The organism is Salsuginibacillus kocurii DSM 18087 (assembly GCF_000377705.1).
Taxonomy (GTDB): domain Bacteria; phylum Bacillota; class Bacilli; order Bacillales; family Marinococcaceae; genus Salsuginibacillus; species Salsuginibacillus kocurii.
Map to the genome: position 1 here is coordinate 33,595 of NZ_KB898625.1, position 19,731 is coordinate 53,325.

A 19,731-nucleotide genomic window follows, 5' to 3' on the forward strand; every position below is an offset into this window, starting at 1 on the left:
TCTACTTAGTAGATCATGTTTTTCTTTACCACAACATGTTCATTCTGCTGAGGAAGGTTTACGAGTCCTTTTTTTAAAAAAGTAGGGTACAAAGTTAGCTCCTCCAAAGTTGAAAGCGGAAACCATTTATACAGCAATGGTTCTCCTTCTACTCCCCAAAAGCTGTCTTTTCTAGCTAGTCCATGTTCAGCTGCTGTTACTAAATAATACATACCAAACTCGTGAAAATCTTTTTCTTTATATGTAAAGAAGTGTTCCATCGTCCAAAGGAGTCTATCCGCGCGCACCTCGACCCCGAGCTCTTCTTGAAATTCTCTTTGCACAGTGGTTTCTGACGGTTCCATTAGCTCAGCTCGTCCCCCGGGCAGTGCCCAGTGCTCATCGTCTATATTCTTATGTAAAAGCACATGTTCATTTTCTATCCAAATACCAGCCACTCGATAATTAAAAACGCCAGCAGCAGTGTTAAAAACAAGATCCATTCGCAACCTCCCCCTTTTTAGTTAGCGACTTAAAACATTTCCACATATTTTTCCTAATCCCTTCTTTTTCTTCGTATTTAATATCTTTTTTCTACTGCTTATGAACATCTAATCTTTTATTTTGTTAATTTATTGATTTTTCAAAATTCCCCGGACGTCAGTTCCGTAATTTGCAGGAAATAGACAACAAGAAGACGATTTTGAAGGAAAGAGCAGAAGCCATATCCGTAATACCAGACAAACAGCCCTTTTCGTTAATATAACGAAACCAGTGTCCGCACCGTTTTAACCTCTTGCTACGTGTCCGTTTTAAATAGTCAGGCATGGATCTTCACTAACGTCTCTACGTGAGCACATGCTTGATCCCTGGGCATTGCTTTTTCCGTCATTTCCTCCGGATACGGGCTTGAAAAAACTAATCAGCATGGCTGCTTTCCCTTCACGTTTGCCTTTTTTGGAGACTTCGGAAATATTTAAGAGGGGAAACCGCGCGCTCCCCAGCCTAACTTGTATAACGATGGACCAGCTGGCTGTGCGTTAGTCTTCCAAAGCTTGTAATGCCGTTTCAACTTCTTCCCACGTATCTGCTTTAAATAAGCGGGATTGAATCTTTTCTAACGTGTCTACTTCCTCGCACACTTGAATACCAGTCACTGCTTTTTCCGTCACTTCATCCGGGAAACGGGCTTGCAAAAAGCTGATCAGCATGGCTGCTTTTTCTTCGTGTTTTCCTTCCATTTTACCTTTCTCTTCTCCTTCTCTTCTGCCTTCTTCTTTGCCTTCCATTTTCCACTGCCTGGTCCGGTAGGTTTCAATTTTCATGACGTGAGTTTCCTCCTTTTTTGGGAGTTTTTGAATTTCCTGCTGCAGGGTAGCTTCTTCCTCTGCGTTTAACGTCAGGTACGATTCAAACAGATTGGCGAGAAAGTCGGCGCGGGCTGGATCGATTTCGAGGCGGGCGATCATGCGTAAACATTCGAGTTTCACTTCTACTTTTTCTTTTTCATTATACCCCATTTGTGAGAGTAATGCGGCGGCTGCGGGATTATCTTTTTTAATAAACTCCCGCCAGTTGTGGTTGGCGAGTTCGAGGTTGAAAAAGTGAAAGGAGAGCACGTGGAAAAATGGGAAGGTAATCTGTAGAGATTCAGGTCCGCTGTGGGTGGATTGGTTGCTGAAGATGGCGATCGGCAAGATGCGGCGCTGATATTTTTCATAGAGGCGGCTGAAATAGTGAAACATGCGCTGATAGAAGTTGGCTTGTGGCGCGGACTGCGCTTCCACATGGACGATAATGAGGCCGTCTTCGCCTTTGATTTTCGTTTTGACGAGCAGGTCTACAACCCGTTTGTCCTGGTTCACGATGTCAGTGAAAATTTCTTGTTCCAGGAAGGTGAGGTGAGTAGTGTCGATATGTTTGAGGGCGGCGGGGAAAAACGCATCGAGAAATTCAGTGAAATAGGTGGTAAGGAGTTGTTTGAAGAGTTGGTCATGCGGAATAGGATCGTTCGGGGAATGTGGCGTAGGGGTCGACCTCCTTTAGGGTATAGGTGCCGGGGAGGCGCGCGGTTATTCATAGTATAGCGGAATTTGGTGGAAGGGTCGAGGAAGATGATTTTAAAGAAAATGTGGCAAAACCAAGCCTACTGTGCAGGCCGGGCATTAGTTGCCTTATACCGTTCCCTTCAACTATTTATACATTCTTACGGTGTGAAAAAACTGGGCGCTAGTTTGACCATGACCAGGGGTAAGATTTTTGCATGGGAGATTGCCACATTACGTGGTGAGGGAGTGAGGGGTCTGGGTGCACAATCCTCCCCTCCGCTTGCGCAGTAATGCGGACGGAGGGCGATGTGACATTGTTCGAGTGCCGTGTCACTCTACCCGAGTGTGGCGTCTCCCCCCTGTCGAGAGCGGCGTCGCCTGCTTACAGTGCGAAGGCAGTCTGCCCCCTAGAAGCAGCCAAGGTTTGGCAAATAAAGTGTGTAAGTTTTTAATCCAATTATTTAGATGAACCTTATCTTGAAGAATCAGCTTTTAGAGGTAATGTCAGACCCGGTACATAAGAAACAGCTGCGATCCAATCGCAGCTGTGCCTTTTAGGTATACAATTTCCCAACTATCACCCGTGTCACTTTTGCTGAGCCGCGAGTTCATGCATGAGCGGTTGCATCGTCTTATACAATTTCCGGTACGTTGTATACGCGGCTCGGTAGGAGGCGCGCCCTTCTTCCTGCGGCTCAATGCTCGCTGTCATTGGAATATGAGCTCTAATATCAGCGAGGGTGTCATGTTCTCCTACTGCCATAAGTGCAAACCAGGCAGCTCCCCAGGCTGAGCTTTGATGGGAGGCGGGAACATGGACGGTATCCTCAAAAATATCAGCAACGAGCTGCAGCCAGAACGGAGAACGGGCGAAGCCACCGCTTGCAAAAATACCGCCGGACGACGCCTCGTTTGCTGAGAGCGCTTCATTCACGTGAGCCAAACTGTAAATAACTCCTTCTAGTGCTGCTCGTATAAGTTCCGCCTTGCCGTGTTTGCTTGATAAGCCGATATAGCTCCCTCGCGCGCGTACGTCCCAATACGGGGCTCGTTCTCCGTTTAACAGCGGCAGGCAAAGCAGGCCGTTTGCACCCGCGCTGCTTGCTTCAGCTAACTCTAATAAAGCACGGTGCGGGTCGTCCCATCCATTTCGGGCACCAACGGCTTCCTGCAGCCAATCCAGGACATTGCCGCCATTGTTAGTGCCGCCGCCTACCAGCCACTTATCTTTTGTAACGGCATAACAAAAAGTGGCTTGTGCTGCACTTGTCTGCGGTGAAGCTACCACTTCCCTAATCGCTCCGCTCGTACCAATCGTGAGTGCACGTTCGCCCGGCTCAAAGGCGCCGATTCCAATGTTAGCAAGCGCGCCGTCCGCCCCGCCGGCAGCAAAGGGGAGGTCAGCCGGAACGCCCATTTTAGCAGCGACTTCATCGTCTAATCCCTGGAATAAGTACGTTGGAGCAACCGGCTCAGATAGTTGCTCTGCCTGCACGCCGGTAAGCCGCAGTGCTTCCGGGTCCCACCTAAATTCCTTCATATCAAACAGACCGGAAGCCGATGCCACCCCGTAATCAATTGCCGCACGACCGAACCAGCGCAGTGTCAGCCAGTCTTTAATCGAAAGAAATCGTTCGGCCTTTAGATATGGTGCGTAGCCCGTCTCTTTCATCCATAAAAGTTTCGCAAACGGGGTCATCGGGTGAACCGGCGTGCCCGTTGTTTGATAGATGGCATCGCCTGCCCCGCTTAATTTCAACTGTTCCACTTGGGAAAAACTGCGCCCGTCTGAAAAAATTACCGAGGGCGAGAGTGCCTCTCCTTTTTTATCCGCACAAATTAACGTATGCATGGCAGAAGATAGGCCGACCGCCGTCAACTCTTCTCCTTTTATGTCGCCTGAAGTAAGAGCGTTACGCATTGACTTAACAGCTGCTTCTTCAATATGATGGGGATTTTGTTCAGCCCAGCCGCTCTCGGGATGGTCTACCGGGTAGCCCGTTTCCGCTTCTGCCTGCACATTCCCTTCTTTATCAAAAATCACAACTTTTGCGCTTGTTGTTCCTACATCCAGTCCCGCTACATAACTTTTATTCATGCTTAACCTGCCTCCTTTACTGCTCATCACTATTTACAATCGTTTTTTTGAAATGGCCTGGCGCATTTTAGCAAGTGATTGCTGCATCAACTCTTTCCGTCCAATGCTAACGGCTACATAAAGCGCGTCAATAATACTGAGCTGCGCCAGCCGTGAGGCCAGCGCCTCTGAACGGTATTCCGTTTCTTTAGAGACTGTATATAGAGGAACATCAACTTGCTGGCTGAGCGGAGACTTGGCGAGTGTCGTAATGCCAATTGTTGTCGCTCCGTGTTCTTGTGCCACATCTAAGGCTTGTAAACTATCCCGGTTGGCGCCGGAATGAGAAATCAAGACAACGACATCCTCAGGGGTTAATTGGGATGCGGCCATCACTTGAAAGTGCGAATCGTTGTAAGAAGAGGTAGAAAGGCCCGTGCGCATGAATTTATGGTGCGCATCATGGGCGATAATTCCTGAACCCCCGTTACCGTAAAACTCCACCTTATTGGCGTTCAACATGATATTAACCGCTTGATGAAAATTTTCATTATCCAAAACGGACAAGGTTTCTTCAAGTGACCGAATGTTAGAGCGAAATACCTGCTCTACTACTGCCCTTTCATCGTCTCCCTCTTGGATCGTTTCATGAATGTCCATCATTTCCTCATTAACATTTTCAGAAGCTAAGGCGATTTTTAAAGCTTGATAACCTTTAAAACCGATTCGTTTGCAAAAGCGAAATACAGTGGCATCTGCTACTTGGAGCCTTTCAGCAACTTCTGTGATGGTGGAATGTACAATCTCTTCCGGGTGTTCCAATATATAGTCTGCTATCTTTTTTTCTTTTTCTCGAAAGTCAGGATACATTGCGCGTATGCGGTGTTTGCAGTGTGTCGTTTCATTGGCGGCCACTGTAAAACTCCTTTCATGATGCGTAATTCGCCATAGGGCCAACTACTGTGTTCTCTTATACATTGTACAATTAAATCGGTTTCATATCTGCTAAAAAAATAAATCCATGAAAATATCTTTCTAAAAGAAGTATAAAAGAAAACGATTAAGAAAAAAATATTTTTTCAAAAAAACCTCTTGAAAATGAAAAAAATTATTTTATAATGTGAATTAACAACGAAATATTCATAACTTAGTCACACAACAAAGGAGTGGAACAATGGACATCGGACTGATTGGTTTAGGCAAGATGGGTTATAACCTTGCACTAAATCTTCTAGATCACAAACATAACGTTGTAGCCAATGATGTCGATACGGATGCTGTTAACCAGATTCAACGTTCCGGTGCAGTTCCGGCACATTCAATTCAAGAAGTTGCTGAAAAGCTTGAAGCACCTCGGACAATCTGGCTGATGGTACCAGCAGGCGAAGTGACAAGCCAAGTCATTGAAGAACTGAAAAAGCATTTAGATGGCGGCGATGTCATTATTGATGGCGGCAACTCGAACTATAAAGAGTCACTAGCCCGTGCCCAAGACCTTTCCGAGCAAGGTATTCATTTCATTGATGCTGGAACAAGCGGCGGAGTTGATGGTGCCCGCCACGGAGCATGTATTATGATTGGCGGCGACCGCGAAGTGGTAGAACCGATTGAGCAAATGTTCTATGATATCTCAATTGAAAACGGTTACCTTCATGCTGGCAAAGTTGGAAGCGGTCACTTCCTTAAAATGGTACACAACGGAATCGAATACGGCATGATGCACTCTATCGCTGAAGGGTTTGACCTCTTAGACAAAAGTGACTTCGACTATAACTATGAAGAAGTGGCCCGCATGTGGAATAACGGCTCTGTCATTCGGTCCTGGCTTATGGAGCTTGTACAAAATGCCTTTTCAAAAGACGCTAACCTAGACGAAATTCGCGGTGTCATGAATTCATCGGGAGAAGGTAAATGGACAGTCGAAACGGCGTTAGATCTTGAGACACCTGCTCCTGTTATTGCCCTGTCTTTAATGATGCGCTTCCGCTCTCAAGAAGACGATACCTTTACTGGAAAAGTAGTAGCAGCCCTACGCAACGAATTTGGCGGCCACGAAGTAGTTAAAAAATAGCAAATTGGTGAAATGAAGTCTTGAGATTCCTCAACCAACTATTAGATTTTAAATCCTAGAAGAAGCTCAAGGCTCAGGAGGTGCAGAAACGTTGTCAAACTATGTGTTAGGGGTCATCCTGATCGTTTTTTCGGGGCTTTTGTTCACGCAAACAGCGGAACTCGATTCAGATGCAGCACTTCTACCAAACATTGTACTCGTAGGAATGGGCATTCTCGGTATCTTAATGATCGTTGACCCGCTTATTCGCAAAGCCTTGAACAAACCAAAAATCGAAGAAAAAGACGGCGGAGAGGTAAAGCCATTCACCATGAACATCTTTATCTTTCAGATTTTGATCCCAGCGGGTATTTTAATCTTCACCTACTTTATGCTCACATGGTTTGGATTTTACATCGCGTCCTTTTTCTTAATCCTTATCATCTTTTTTTATCACAATTATCGGATGGAGCATCGTTTCCCGCCGTCAGGAAAGATGATGAAAGGACTTGTATTTGCGGTAACTTCCGTCGCATTCATGTATGTTCTATTCTCTATTTTAATTGGCCTGCCAACACCTGATGGAACCATCGTCCAGTTAGGATAAATTTCAGCGCATAAATGTAAACGCTTCCCCTTATTTACTGAAAAGAAAACATGTTGATTTGAACCAAGGGGGGATCTTAGCCTGCAACGAGAAGAAACTCTTACATTAGAAATAGCGAAAAACGGTTTATAAATTTTCTTAAGTTACTATTTAGAAGGAGTGAAATATTAAAATGAAAAAATTTACACGTACAGGAATCGTATTGGCGCTTTCAGCAGCGGTAGTGGCAGCTTGTGGTGATAATGGAGAAGAAGCACCAGAAGATACAAACGGTGACGATAACGGTGCAGCGGATGAAGTAGAGACAGATGATGATGATGAAGATGATGATGATGATGATGATGAAGCAGCTGCCGGAGATTTCCCTGAAGAAGACCTGGAAATCATTGTTCCTTATAGCGCCGGCGGCGGTGGAGACACGGTAGCACGTATCGTTTCAGACCATCTTGGCGATGAGTTGGGCGTAACTGTAAACGTCATCAATCAAGAAGGTGCTGGCGGAGAAGTTGGAATTACTGACATGGCAAACAGTGAACCAGACGGCCACACTTTAGGTGTATTCGGTTACCCAGATAATGTTGTTCTTGAAAACACAGTAGATACTGATTTTGAGTTTGATAGCTTTGAATACTTGGGTGCATTTGACGAAGTACCACACGCTCTTTTCGTGGGCCCAGACAGCCAGTTTGAAGACATTGATGAGCTTGTAGAATATGCCGAAGAAAACCCTGGCGAAGTAACTGTCGGTGAATCTGGAGCGTTGGGTCTTCTAAAAGTGCTTGCCTTTAACGACCTGGCCGATGTGCAAATGACACCAGTTAACTTTGACGGTGGTGGCGAATTAACCAATGCCCTTCTAGGTGGACACGTTGACGTAGCTTCTACTTCCATCACTTCTTATGATGAAATCAGCGGTCAAGATGGTGCTCCACTAGGTTACGCTGCGGATGAGCGCATCGACATGTTTGATGATGTCCCAACCTTTGAAGAGCAAGGCTATGACTTGTCACTTTCCGTATCCCGTGTACTCGTAGCACCTGAAGGAATTCCGGAAGAAGCAGAGGAAGCCCTTTCTGAAGCACTTGACAACCTCGGCGAATCTGAAGAATTCCAGCAAGCATTTGAAGATGCGAACCTGCCATACCGCTACTTGGATAACGATGAAGTGGATGAAGAACTAGAAAATAACAATGAAACAATTCAACCACTTATCGAAGAAAACGAAGAGGACTTTTAATCAACACGACACATCATAACCGTTGAAAGAAAGCCTGCGTGCTTTCTTTCAACCTCGCATTAGGGGGCTTTGTCCATGGACGCGCTGCAAATCTTTCTCGACATATTATCATTTGATGTATTTTTAATCGTTTTTGCCGGAGTTCTGATCGGTATTTTCGTAGGGGCCATTCCCGGCTTAAATGGTGCAATCGGTATCTCGCTTTTATTACCTCTTACATTCGCGCTTGAACCGCAGCATGGGATTCTTCTCTTGGGCGGAATTTATATGGGTGGCATGTACGGGGGTTCGATTACAGCCATTCTATTAAATGTGCCAGGAGACGTGGTTGCTGCACCAGCAGCAATGGAAGGTTATCCATTAACGAAGCAAGGAAGAGCAAAAGAAGCGCTCTACTATTCTATTTTCTCCAGTATGTTTGGCGGGTTTATCGGGGTTGTTATCCTTATCTTGTTCACGCCTCCGCTTGCGAGCCTTGCCCTGGAGTTCGGGCCGGCAGAGATGTTCTTTATTTCCTTAAGTGGACTTGTTGTTATCGGGGCTTTAACAGGAAGTAATATTTACAAATCTATGTTTGCTGCCCTGTTTGGTCTATTTATAGGAATGATAGGAATCAGCCAAGTTACTGGAACTGAACGTTTTACAATGAACATTCCGGAATTACGCGAAGGTATCGAAGTGGTACCTGTCGTGCTTGGTCTCTTCTGTTTAGCCGAAATGTTCCTTAATATCGGCAAAAAAGCAACCGAAACCGTTCAATATGAAGATCAAAGCATTAAGCGCATGACCGTTGTCAGCCAAATTTTAAAGCGTAAGTTTCTCGTTTTTAAATCAGGTGTTATTGGGACTTGTATCGGCCTTCTGCCCGGTGTAGGAACAACGCTTGCCGTGTTTATGTCTTACGGGGAAGCGAAACGCACCTCGAAAGAACCGGAGAAATTTGAAAAAGGAAACCCAGAAGGCATCATGGCAAGTGAAGCAGCCAACAATGCCACGGTAGGAAGCTCGATGGTACCGCTTCTCGCACTCGGTGTTCCAGGAAGCCCGACAACCGCAATTATCGCCGGAGCCTTAATCATCCATGGCATCATTCTCGGTCCAGACTTGTTTGCCACTCGTCCTGACGTAGCATACACGTTCTTGTTCGGGATGCTGTTAACCGTTGTAGCGATGGCTATTATCGGAGCGGTCGGGATTAAGTACTTCTCATACGTTTTGAAAATTAATATCATGTACATCGTTCCCGTCGTTCTCGTGTTTGCCCTCTTTGGCGCATACAGCTTGCGTAACAGTATGTTCGATGTGATGGTAGCCATTGTACTCGGTATTATCGGGGCAGTCTTTAAAAAGATTGATGTACCACTTGCACCGATCATTATCGGCCTTGTTCTTGGCCCGCTTATCGAAACGAACCTCGTTCGCTCGATGACAATCGCAGAAGCGCAGCAAGTACCGCTTCTTCAGTACATGCTGACGAACCCGCTTGCAATTATCTTGTTAATTCTTTTAATTCTTATGCTTATCGTTGTCGTAAGACTGCGTCGACGCACAGGTTAAACGAGACACGTCTGAATCCTGCAGCCTTCGCAGCACCCATGGGCGGCCCTTAAGAATCAATGAGCAATTTAGTTTAAACTTTGACTCCCCCACCTATATAGTGATGACCCTCCCCATTTTGGCGGAGGGTTTTTTAAAGAGGATGCTCGTACACACAGCCCTGTCTTCCTCCTCTTTGCAAAAGTCACAATTCCTGCATTTTTTTCTTTACTCACTTCAATTAAAATAGAATATAGATAAAAACGGCTAAGCTCACCCTTTATATAGATAGCTGAAATTTTGCATAGATAGGAGCATAACACGATGTATCGGAACATGGAAGAATGCGTAAATGACCTGGAAAAACACGGACATCTCGTCCGCATCAGCGAAGAAGTGGATCCTTACCTTGAAATGGCGGCTATTCATTTGCGAGTGTATGAACAAGAAGGCCCTGCCCTGTTGTTTGAAAATGTGAAAGGCACAAGCTACCGCGCAGTATCGAACCTTTTCGGCACCGTTGAGCGCAGCAAGTTCATTTTTCGCAATACGTGGGACCGCGTGCAGAATGTGATTGAACTGCGCAATGATCCGATAAAAGCGTTAAAGCAGCCGTTTAATAATGTCGGCAACGGCTTCGCTGGCATGAAAGCTTTGCCAACCAAGAAAAAAGGCGTCCCTTCTTCGTTTGAAGAAGTAAACGTCTCCGACCTGCCCTTTATTCACCACTGGCCAAATGACGGGGGCGCTTTTATTACCCTGCCGCAAGTGTATTCCGAAGACCCGGAGAAACCCGGGATCATGAACTCAAACGTCGGCATGTACCGGATTCAATTGAACGGCAATGAGTATGAGTTAGACAAAGAAGTCGGCCTCCACTATCAAATCCATCGCGGAATTGGCGTGCACCAGACAAAAGCGACCGAAATAGGGGAACCCCTTAAAGTAAGCATCTTTGTCGGCGGCCCACCTGCCCATACGCTTTCTGCGGTGATGCCGCTGCCAGAAGGGTTGAGCGAAATGACTTTCGCAGGCATGCTCGCCGGCAATCGCTTCCGCTACAGCTATGAAGACGGCTACTGCATCAGCCATGATGCCGACTTTGTCATTACTGGTGACATTTATCCCGGCGACACCAAGCCGGAAGGCCCATTCGGGGACCATCTCGGCTATTACAGCTTAACGCACGAGTTTCCCGTGATGAAGATTCATAAAGTCTATGCCAAGGAAAATGCGATCCTGCCGTTTACCGTCGTGGGACGCCCGCCCCAGGAAGACACTTCTTTCGGGGAAATCATTCATGAAATCACAGGAAGCTCGGTCGAACAAGAGCTTCCGGGGGTTAAAGAAGTCCATGCCGTCGACCCGGCCGGCGTTCATCCTCTTTTGTTTGCGGTGGGCAGCGAGCGTTACCTCCCGTTTGAAGATGTGCAGCAGCCGACCGAGCTGTTAACGATCGCCAACCGTATTTTAGGATTTGGCCAATTGAGCCTGGCCAAATATTTGTTTATTTCAGCCGACCCTGAGAAAGAACTTGATACCCACCAGGAAGTCGACTTTTTAACGCACATTTTAGAGCGAATCGATTTGCACCGTGATCTGCATTTTCAAACCAAAACGACGATTGATACGCTAGATTATTCCGGCGAAGGGTTGAACCGCGGCAGCAAAGTGGTTGTGGCCGCGTATGGTGACAAGAAGCGAGAATTATGCCACGAAGTACCAGCAGAGCTGGAAGGATTAAGCGCCTTCAAAAACCCTGCTCTCGTCATGCCAGGCATAGTCGCCATTGAAGCACCTGAGTTCAAAGATTACGACAGCGCGGTCGCGGAAATGAACAAGCTTGCGACCCAAATTGAGCAGCAAGGCGAGATCGACAGCTGCCCGATGATTATTGTCTGTGACGACAGCTCGTTTGTGAGCGAATCGATGCAAAACTTTTTCTGGGCGACGTTTACCCGCAGCAACCCGTCCCATGACATTCACGGTGTCGACAGCTTTACCGAATTCAAGCACTGGGGTTGCGACAACATGATTATTGATGCCCGCATTAAGCCTCATCACGCCCCGCCGCTCATGCCGGATGCGGATGTGGAAAAGAAAATCGAACGGTTTTTTGACGAAGAAGGAAACTTGAGGATATGAAAGTAAGCGATTGACCTCATACGAAAGCTGACGATCTCTTGACTTCATTTTCATTGTCATCTCGTGAGCTACCTTCTAAACAGAGAACAGACTATTGCATGTTATCCGTTTTACCAAACTAACAGAACCAGTGTCCGTAGTGAAGGCTCAGCTTAAGGCACTTTGAACTAAACCCTCCCCTCTCTATAAATCATTATCGGGGGAGGGTTTGCTATTGTTTTTTTATGTTTATTACTACATAGGACCTCTGTTTTCCTTCACAAGAATAAAACCTCCAATTAAAGGAAGAATGGATTAGTGAAGTTATTTTTTTCCATGTGGCGGACCTCATTATAAAACATTTCCCCGCCAAGGTGATTCGATTCAGAGGAGGATAATACGATGGACAGAGAGCAGAGCCAAGACAGAAACCTCGAAAATGAGAAAGATGAACAGTTGGAACAGTACCGCTCCGACCACAAAGACACAAAATTAACGACGAATCAAGGCGTCAGGGTTTCTGACACCGATGATTCGCTTAAAGCCGGCGACCGCGGCCCTACGTTGATGGAAGATTTTCATTTCCGCGAGAAAATGACGCACTTCGACCATGAGCGCATTCCAGAGCGTGTCGTTCACGCTCGGGGTTTTGGAGCGCACGGTTACTTTCAAGTCTATGAGCCGCTGACAGAATTAACGAGCGCTAAATTTCTGCAGGACCCGACGGTTAAAACCCCTGTATTTGTGCGTTTTTCGACGGTGGTGGGGTCCCGCGGCTCTGCCGATACGGTGCGTGACGTACGGGGCTTTGCGACCAAGTTCTATACCGAGGACGGAAATTATGATTTGGTGGCCAATAACATCCCCATTTTCTTTATCCAGGATGCGATTAAGTTCCCGGATGTCGTTCACGCGTTAAAGCCAGAGCCGAACAACGAGATCCCGCAGGCTTCGGCCGCTCACGACACGTTTTGGGATTTTGTTGTCAATAACACCGAAACCGCGCATATGATCATGTGGCTATTGTCCGACCGGGCGATCCCGCGGAGTTTTCGCATGATGGAAGGGTTTGGGGTGAACACCTTCAGGTTCGTGAATGACCAGGGCAAAGCCCGTTTTGTTAAATTCCACTGGAAGCCGCTCTTGGGGGTACACTCCCTGGTTTGGGATGAAGCGCAAAAGTTGGCAGGTAAAGACCCGGATTTCCACCGAAAGGACTTGTGGGAAGCCATATATATGGGCGAATATCCGGAATTCGAGCTTGGCGTTCAAGTCTTGGAGGAAGAAGAGGAATTTAATTTTGACTTCGACATATTGGACCCAACGAAGTTCTGGCCTGAAGAAGTAGTTCCTGTTAAAAAAATCGGTAAAATGACCTTGAACCGCAATCAGGACAATTTCTTTGCCGAAACGGAGCAGGTGGCTTTCCACACCGGTCATGTCGTGCCAGGTATTGATTTCAGCAACGACCCGCTGCTCCAGGGCCGGCTTTTTTCCTACCATGACACGCAGCTTTTGCGCTTAAACGGGCCGAACTTCCACGAAATCCCGATTAACCGACCGACAGCTTCTGTTCACAACAATCAACGCGATGGCTTTCACCGCATGACCATTGATAAAGGAAATGTCAGCTATTCACCCAATTCGCTGCGCCAAAACAATCCAGCCCCTGCTTCAAGCGAAGAAGGCGGCTACGTCCATCACGCCGAAAAAGTGGAAGGGCAAAAAATTCGCAAGCGCAGCGCCAGCTTCAACGATCACTTCAGCCAGGCGACGCTTTTCTGGAACAGTTTGTCCATACCGGAGCAAAAACATATTATTAAAGCATTCCATTTCGAAGTGGGCAGCGTGAAAGACAAAAAGCTCAAGCAACAAGTTGTCGATATGTTTAACAACGTTAATCATGATTTGGCCACCCAGATTGCCTCAGGGATCGGTGCCACCCCGCCTGCACCGCCAGAAAACAGCGGCGTGACCGGTTCTTCACCGGCTGTAAGCCAGGCCAATACGATAAAAACGCCGAAAACACGCAAAGTGGCTATTCTTCTTGAGAACGGCTTTAAATATAAAGAAGTGCTGGAAATGCAAGCCGCCCTGCAAAGCGCCGGGATACATGCGGATATAATCAGCGAAAAATTGGGGATGCTGACTAGTGAGGAAGGCGATCAATTGGAAGCGAATAAAAGCTACGCGACGAGCGGCGCCATCATGTATGACGGCCTTTACGTGGCCGGGGGCAAGGATAGCGTTTCCTTGTTGACCACCCATACGGACGCTAAAAATTTCGTGAATGATTCCTTTATCCATGCGAAAACAATTGGGGCTACCAATGAAGGTATTGACCTGCTCGCTTCTTCGGACATTCAAGGCGTTACTACAGCCGGCACTGAGGAACAAGGTAAAGTCTACACCGATCTCGGAGTTATCACAGTTCGCAAACCTGACACCTTCACTGCTTTCACCCAGGAATTTATCGGGGCTCTCAGCGAACACCGTCACTGGGTCCGGGAAAATCAAGACGGTAAACGAAGTGGATAAAGAGAGAATACACTCTCGAAAATCCCAACGGTTAAAACATATGTAATCTGACTAGCAGAAAAGTCGGTTCTGCTAGTCTTTTTTTGGGGGGGGCAGCCCTCTCCTATAAGCACTACCGGTTCGCCTGAAGTAATATCCGGTATCATAGATAATGGTATTCACAAACCGGCATACTGTGCATCTTGGCCGTGGATTGGCGGCCTTCTCCTCCCCCCCCCCTTTCCGTAAGCGAAGCTCTTGGCCGGCTTAACTAGTACTTTGCGAGGACTTCGACCCATTCATCTGCCTTTAAACCTTTGCTTCCTTCATTAGTCATAACCACCAATTTAAACTTCGATCAGAAAAAGACTACGCAAAGCTATTGACCCACATAGATAGTTTCATAGTAAAATATGGAATGTTACATAGTTAATATCAGATACCTAGATAGAGGAGGAAATAAACATGGAAAAGAGAGGATGTATAAAATGCGGAGGGACAGAAGCAGAAACGAAAGAAATCGCCACCACAGGCACAGGGCTATCAAAAATGTTTGATGTGCAGCACAATCGATTCATTGTCGTATTTTGCAAAAACTGTGGCTATTCCGAGTTTTATAATAGAGAGACTACTACCGCTTCCAACGTTATTGACTTTTTCTTCGGGGGATAAACGAGCTACATATTAAAGATGAGTAACGGCAGTTCTTATATAACTGAAAAAGAGACCTACTTTAGCTATGTTTCACTACCTAACGAAACATAACCTTTAACATGAGCTTGAAGCAGAGCAAAACAAAGCTCGGAGTCGGTCCACACGTTTCGTTGTATGTTAGTAACAGTCTCCTCCACACTCACCCGATGAACTTCTATGGTTTCGTGACTCTCAAGTTGTTGATGACTTCTTTTTTCAACTTTTTCTGTATAACATACATGGGTGATTTCATTCGTTCTCCAGGAGGCCGGCAGCATGTTGCCTAGATAAGTTAGTTCCTTGCATTCATACCCTGTCTCTTCTAAAAATTCCCGTTTAGCTGCCTCTTCTAGTGATTCACCCTTCTCCACCCCTCCACCAGGCAGCTGAACGACATGAGAATCTACCGGTTTACGATACTGATTAATGAGAATATAACAGTTCTTGTCCTTCGCCAACACGACCACCGCTTCGTTTTCATTTAAATGAAAAAAAGGGCGATCCTTGACACCTTCTTGTTTCTGCATATCAGTACAACCTTGCCGTTTCATATATACACTCTCCACCTTTTTTTATATACGTAACTTCTCTTTTATAACAAGGAATATTCGATATTCACCCTCTTCTAATCCATAAAACACTAGGGCGAATACGTGATGTTTCACTACTGATCACACTGGAAAAATTCCTAGTAGATTATGAATCCACCTATGACCCTCCGGAAATTGTCGAGATAAGGCTAAACCAAGCCATGTTTTTTCTTCCGTCTTTAAATAAGGTAGGATCGTATGGAAATCCCCATGATCTTTAGCTCGAAGGTTGGAAGATCCTCCCTTGTATAGTAGCTGAATTTCAGGCTTCAAATAAGGGGGCCCTTCGTTTGTACATTCACTTATTTCGGCAATAGGCCTTCTTATAGATGGCTCTCTTCTATAGAACCACTCCTTTTCTTCATGATCTATGACCATAACCTGAAAAGCCCAGGCGGAGTTTTCAGTCTTTGCCACCCAAATGTTATTAACTGAAGCTATATCTGCCCCGCCTTCCCACCTCTTAAGCACTCCATGTTCAGCGATGTAGATAGTCCAATTCTTGTTTAAAACAGATAAAGTCTTATAAAGATCGCTACGCTTAACAACTACATCTGTGTCATGATGTGCCCTCGTTTGTCTACCTATGTGTAAATCTAGCGCCCACCCTCCACCAACCCACCACATAACTGGTAGATTGCTAAATATATGCTGTATTTCTCCTACATTTACTGGTTTCCAATTATGTATGTCTGTTCTCATCCGCTTCCCCTTCCCCATTTTGTAACCAACCTATGGACTTCGTAGAGGTCACATTATCAACTATAATTACTAATTATTTCAAAATAATCACCTATACTCAATCCTTTTGTGCCTTCAACCAATCGCTTTGCTACTCTTCTTTCATTATACTTAAACTCCTACTCCATTTTTTCTAGAGCGTCTCATGTTCAGTTCGTGACCTGCATTTTAAGTTGAAGTCAAATTATGTAACTCTTATATTGACGGATGAAAATCCCATTTGATATATTCCATATATTCGAACTTTTCCAGGTACTGCTTGTTCCTAGTACTTAAGCTTGGGAGGTGTGACATAAAGATAACCGGAAGCGGCTTTTATCCTTATTCATTTATTGGAGGTTATTATGGAATTAGGTTTGTTGTTTATTTTTCTATTTATCGTATTGGTTTTGGCAGCGTTAGGCGGGGTCGGGTACTACATCTTTATGAAATTTAGATACCGTACGGCCCGTTCGAATGAGGCCTTGATTATCACCGGGCCCAAATTAGGCGATGATACAAACGTTTTTTCCGACCAGGAAGGACGATCTATGAAAATTATTCGCGGCGGCGGTTATCGCTTGCGTCGGTTCCAGACGTCCACCCCGGTTGATTTAACATCGTTTCAATTACCATTAACTACCCCACGCATTTATACGCATGGTGGTGTACCGATCATGGCTGATGCGGTGGCAATGGTTAAAGTGTCAGATGGATTGGAAGGAATTGCAAATTATGCCGAGCAGTTTTTGGGAAAAGACCAGGACACTATTGAAAAAGAAATCACAGAGGTGCTCGAAAGTAATCTCCGCGCCATTCTTTCAAAAATGACGGTGGAAGGTATTAATGCTGACAGAGAAGATTTCAATGCTCAGGTGACGCAAGTAGCGCAGAGACAATTAGACGAAATGGGCTTTAGGATTACATCGTTAGGTTTAACCGACCTGCGCGATGCGGATGAAGAAAATGGATACTTAGAAAACTTGGGCCGTCCGCAAATTGCCAAAGTAAGAAAAGAAGCAGAAATCTCTGAAGCGGAAAGCCAGCGGGAAACACGCATCAACAAAGCTAAAAACGACCAGGAAGCAAAAGAAGAGGAATACGAACGAGAAATTGCGGTTTCAGAATCAAGAAAGAACAAAGACATACGCGAAGCGGAAAATAAACGCGAAACCGAGCAGGCACGAGCTGCTTCGGAACAGGCCTATGATTTAGAAAAAGCAAGACTGGCTAAAGATGTCGCAGAACAAGAGCTTGCGCTTGAGAGACAAAAACGTGAAGAAGACCTTCGCCTCCAACACTTAGAACGAGAGCAAGCAGTTCGTCTGGAAGAAGAAGAATCCAAAGTACGGAAAACAAAGGCCGATGCCGAACACTACGAAACAACGAAACAGGCGGAAGCCAATGCTGAAAAGGCGCGTATTGACGGGGAAGCCGAAGCTCACGTTATTGCTGAGCGCGGTAAAGCTGAAGCACATGCCAGAGAACTCCTGGCTGAAGCAATGGAACGTCACGGCGAAATCATCATCAAGGAAAAACTGATCGAGATTCTTCCGGAATTCGCGGAGAAAATCGCTCAGCCGCTTAACAACATTGAGTCCGTGAAAATCATTGACAGCGGCAACGGCCAAGGCGTCTCTTCCTTCGGCAAAAGTGTCACCAACACGATGCTTGACCTGCAAGAACCGCTTAAAGAAATAGCCGGCGTTGACTTAGGCGACATGCTTCAATCTCTTGCAAACGGCAAAGAAAATGTGGAAGACGCAGCGCAAAAGGTATATGACAAATACACCCACCATGCTGCCCAGGATAGCCAACAAGACCAAGCCCCCAATGAAGCGGCGCAGACAGAGGATGGCGAAGCACAAGAAATTTCCGACCATACTACAGAAGATGACAAATAACCTAAAGTTAAAGAAGGCGTTAAGTCAACAAACAAACCCGCTCGGAGCATCAAGTGATCCGAGCGGGTTTTTCTCAATTGATCTACGCCCCGTTTGATGATTTCAGAGGAGAAGCTTTCAAATTGTATTACTCATTAATTTCTTCAAAGCGTTTATAAAATGGATAGCCTGGAACAATGAGTAGCCCGTTTTCTTTTCTTCATATAATTGTAGGTCTGTAACTGGAAGGGTTTAAATCTCAACTACGCAAATACCAAGGGATATTCGCCATATAGTAATTTAAACAATCTTCCATCCACTTCATTTTCTTTTAGCTATTTCTTTTAATACTGGTGGGTTACCTACATAAAAATATGCGATTATCATCTTCTTTAAATCATATTTTGGACTCACCGTTCAAGAGAGAATTAAAACCGAGACAAAATTTTTAACTAATGGACAATCATTTCATGAACGATTTCATCTCTATCCATGTTGGATGGATAATAAGTCGGCCAATTGGTTACTTCATCCAACAATTCTTCACGGTCATCACCCCAATACAAGTGAAAATGGTGACTATCCGTTGAGAAAATGTTATGGTCACTGAACTGAATATAATCAGGCATGTCATCATCTTTACCAGTCAATGCAAACACGTATCTGACGCCTCTGTTGCCAGCTTCATACGTTAAGATTTCATATCCATCATATTCATAATCACCTGTATATTCCACACCATTTTCAAAGAACGTTACCGTATTATCTTCGATTACGATTCGGTCAACTTCTGTCTCATATCCTTCGTTATAGTACTCTTTATACTCCTCTTCTGTCATATCTCCTTCCTCTTCTGCCTTGTGCTCAAAAACCGGATCCAAACTCCCCTCTTTTAAATATGGATAGACCGATTGCCAATCTCCTTCCCAATCGCTTAGTTCACGGTCTTCTACTTCATGGTCTTCAAAATAGCCGTCGTAAATTCGTTGACTCTCTTCATCATGGGCATGGCTATGTGCATGGTTGTGATCCTCTATTACAATGTCTAAAACCCCTGATTGGGCGTATGCTTCATCATCATCATCAAACAAAACCACTTTAAGTTCTTTCCCATCATCTGTGGCTTCTCCTGTAAATGTACGATCCTCTTGATCAGGCACTGGCTCCCACTCGCCTTCTTCATCATCCCTGATGTACCAGCGCCATTTGTCATAGTCTGTTTCTTCAGTATGTATAGCTTCTATGTTAATGGTCTCTTCGGTAGCTAACCTCTGAACAGCCACCTTTTCCGGAACATCCAACTCGCTAATCAATTCTTCTCCCTGCTCACCTTCAATCTCGGTACTCTCCACAGTTTTCTCTTGCGATTCTTCTGGCTCTACCTCTGAATCAGAAGTTTGACATGCTGTCACCCCAACACTTAGAGCAATGATACTACCCCATTTAGCCAATACATGACTCATTATAACTCCCCCTCTTCAAATAGTAATGATTACGATTTAACCTGTATTTTATATATATTCATTTGTAAAGTCAACATTTAACAATAAATTGCAGGTAGTCATTAAATATGGGCAAAGTCGTTTATTGAAGTATGCTCACGGCTGTAACTTTAAATATTGGTGTCTATAAAAATTGGGCCCATTCTGTTGGCTAACATCAATTCTGGT

The 19,731-nt window shown here is 45.3% G+C and carries 15 protein-coding genes; 8 read left to right on the top strand and 7 right to left on the bottom strand.

Going from position 1 to position 19,731, the window contains the following annotated elements; translation table 11 throughout:
• Positions 1-5: 5 nt before the first annotated feature.
• The 4 genes from D469_RS0106795 to D469_RS0106820 form a co-directional block, all read right to left on the bottom strand.
• On the bottom strand, positions 6-482 hold the full coding sequence (locus D469_RS0106795; protein WP_018922633.1) for an NUDIX hydrolase: 477 nt from the start codon (positions 480-482) through the stop codon (positions 6-8).
• A 537-nt stretch (positions 483-1,019) separates the two neighbouring features.
• Positions 1,020-1,982 (bottom strand): Rpn family recombination-promoting nuclease/putative transposase, encoded by a 963-nt coding sequence (locus D469_RS22430; protein WP_026286136.1) that lies wholly within the window; start codon positions 1,980-1,982, stop codon positions 1,020-1,022.
• Positions 1,983-2,613: 631 nt separating this feature from the next.
• The gene (locus tag D469_RS0106815) at positions 2,614-4,125 is read right to left on the bottom strand and encodes a gluconokinase (RefSeq protein ID WP_018922637.1); all 1,512 of its coding nucleotides are present in this window, start codon (positions 4,123-4,125) and stop codon (positions 2,614-2,616) included.
• A gap of 33 nt (positions 4,126-4,158) precedes the next feature.
• The gene (locus D469_RS0106820) at positions 4,159-5,019 is read right to left on the bottom strand and encodes a MurR/RpiR family transcriptional regulator (protein WP_018922638.1); all 861 of its coding nucleotides are present in this window, start codon (positions 5,017-5,019) and stop codon (positions 4,159-4,161) included.
• Positions 5,020-5,278: 259 nt separating this feature from the next.
• Between D469_RS0106820 and gnd the strand changes: the two genes are divergently transcribed.
• The 7 genes from gnd (at position 5,279) to D469_RS0106855 (ending at position 14,847) form a co-directional block, all read left to right on the top strand.
• Entirely contained in the window at positions 5,279-6,175 is an 897-nt protein-coding gene (gene gnd / locus D469_RS0106825) for a phosphogluconate dehydrogenase (NAD(+)-dependent, decarboxylating) (protein ID WP_018922639.1), read from the top strand.
• 91 nt (positions 6,176-6,266) lie between these two features.
• Positions 6,267-6,761 carry a tripartite tricarboxylate transporter TctB family protein gene (locus D469_RS0106830; RefSeq protein ID WP_018922640.1) on the top strand — a complete coding sequence of 165 codons (495 nt, stop codon included), beginning with the start codon at positions 6,267-6,269 and terminating at the stop codon, positions 6,759-6,761.
• Positions 6,762-6,933: 172 nt separating this feature from the next.
• On the top strand, positions 6,934-7,998 hold the full coding sequence (locus tag D469_RS0106835) for a Bug family tripartite tricarboxylate transporter substrate binding protein (protein WP_018922641.1): 1,065 nt from the start codon (positions 6,934-6,936) through the stop codon (positions 7,996-7,998).
• A 75-nt stretch (positions 7,999-8,073) separates the two neighbouring features.
• On the top strand, positions 8,074-9,555 hold the full coding sequence (locus D469_RS0106840; RefSeq protein WP_018922642.1) for a tripartite tricarboxylate transporter permease: 1,482 nt from the start codon (positions 8,074-8,076) through the stop codon (positions 9,553-9,555).
• 303 nt (positions 9,556-9,858) lie between these two features.
• Positions 9,859-11,679, top strand: coding sequence for a UbiD family decarboxylase (locus D469_RS0106845; protein WP_018922643.1), 1,821 nt, complete (start codon positions 9,859-9,861; stop codon positions 11,677-11,679).
• Between the two features lie 381 nt (positions 11,680-12,060).
• Positions 12,061-14,196, top strand: coding sequence for a catalase (locus tag D469_RS0106850; protein ID WP_018922644.1), 2,136 nt, complete (start codon positions 12,061-12,063; stop codon positions 14,194-14,196).
• 444 nt (positions 14,197-14,640) lie between these two features.
• A complete protein-coding gene (locus D469_RS0106855; protein ID WP_018922645.1) occupies positions 14,641-14,847 on the top strand; it encodes a zinc ribbon domain-containing protein in 207 nt (68 codons plus the stop codon).
• A 65-nt stretch (positions 14,848-14,912) separates the two neighbouring features.
• Here the strand turns inward: D469_RS0106855 and D469_RS0106860 are convergent, their stop codons facing one another.
• Complete coding sequence (locus D469_RS0106860) at positions 14,913-15,419, bottom strand: NUDIX hydrolase (protein ID WP_018922646.1); 507 nt, start codon at positions 15,417-15,419, stop codon at positions 14,913-14,915.
• Positions 15,420-15,539: 120 nt separating this feature from the next.
• The gene (locus D469_RS0106865; protein WP_040606651.1) at positions 15,540-16,160 is read right to left on the bottom strand and encodes a nucleotidyltransferase domain-containing protein; all 621 of its coding nucleotides are present in this window, start codon (positions 16,158-16,160) and stop codon (positions 15,540-15,542) included.
• A gap of 383 nt (positions 16,161-16,543) precedes the next feature.
• Here D469_RS0106865 and D469_RS19810 point away from each other — a divergent pair, with 383 nt between their 5' ends.
• A complete protein-coding gene (locus D469_RS19810) occupies positions 16,544-18,082 on the top strand; it encodes a flotillin family protein (protein WP_018922648.1) in 1,539 nt (512 codons plus the stop codon).
• Between the two features lie 431 nt (positions 18,083-18,513).
• Here D469_RS19810 and D469_RS0106875 read toward each other — a convergent pair whose 3' ends face one another.
• Positions 18,514-19,524, bottom strand: coding sequence for a ZinT family metal-binding protein (locus D469_RS0106875; RefSeq protein ID WP_026286138.1), 1,011 nt, complete (start codon positions 19,522-19,524; stop codon positions 18,514-18,516).
• Positions 19,525-19,731: the final 207 nt, after the last annotated feature.